Annotated in this window: 1 protein-coding gene; it reads left to right on the top strand. The window is 35.6% G+C overall.

Annotated features, from left to right (window positions below):
• Nucleotides 1–722 (top strand): RNA-guided endonuclease TnpB family protein (locus N0824_RS19140; RefSeq protein ID WP_146184305.1); only part of this gene is annotated, 722 nt, incomplete at its 5' end.
• Between the last annotated feature and the right edge of the window lie 8 nt (nt 723–730).

Below are 730 nucleotides of genomic sequence, written 5' to 3'. Positions count from 1 at the left end.
CCTCATCAAGTCAAGAGGGAGAAAGATATGCTTTTATCGATTTAGGCTTAAATAACCTAGCTGCTGTTACCTCTAATATTCCCGAATTTCAGCCAACTTTAGTATGTGGAAAAGCCTTAAAATCCTGCAATCAAAAGTACAACAAGACACTAGCTAAACTCAAATCGGAATTACCCAGTCTACAGAAGACCAGTAAAAGAATACAAGGTTTAACTTTAAAGCGTAATTGCCAGGTGGATTATTACCTCCACACCGCTAGTAAATATATTATTGATAAATTACTAGCTCATCAAATTAACCTTTTAGTTATTGGTCATAATCAAGGCTGGAAACAAAACATTAATATTGGAGATAGAAATAACCAGTCATTCGTAAATATTCCTCATTCAAGGTTGATCGAACAACTTACCTATAAAGCAAATTTAGTAGGAATAGAGGTCAAAACAACTAATGAAAGCTATACCTCTAAATGTAGTTTCTTGGACTTAGAGTCTATTCAAAAGCAAAAAAGCTATTTAGGCAAGAGAATTAAAAGAGGACTATTCAGAAGCTCGTCGGGTTATTTCTATGGAGCAGATATTAATGGTTCCTTAAATATTGGAAGAAAGGTAGTCGGAGAGGCCGCCTTTAGCGGGAATCCGATAGAGAGGTTCGTAGTTAACCCAGTACGGGTCAAAGCGTACAAAGCTAATTCTAGATGCAATATTTGCGTACAGAATTAGTAACTATA

The sequence above is a fragment of the Microcystis sp. 0824 genome, assembly GCF_003112475.1.
Lineage (GTDB): Bacteria > Cyanobacteriota > Cyanobacteriia > Cyanobacteriales > Microcystaceae > Microcystis > Microcystis aeruginosa_C.
Note: the sequence above shows the minus strand (reverse complement) of the source record. Positions and strands in the feature narration are given on the sequence as shown.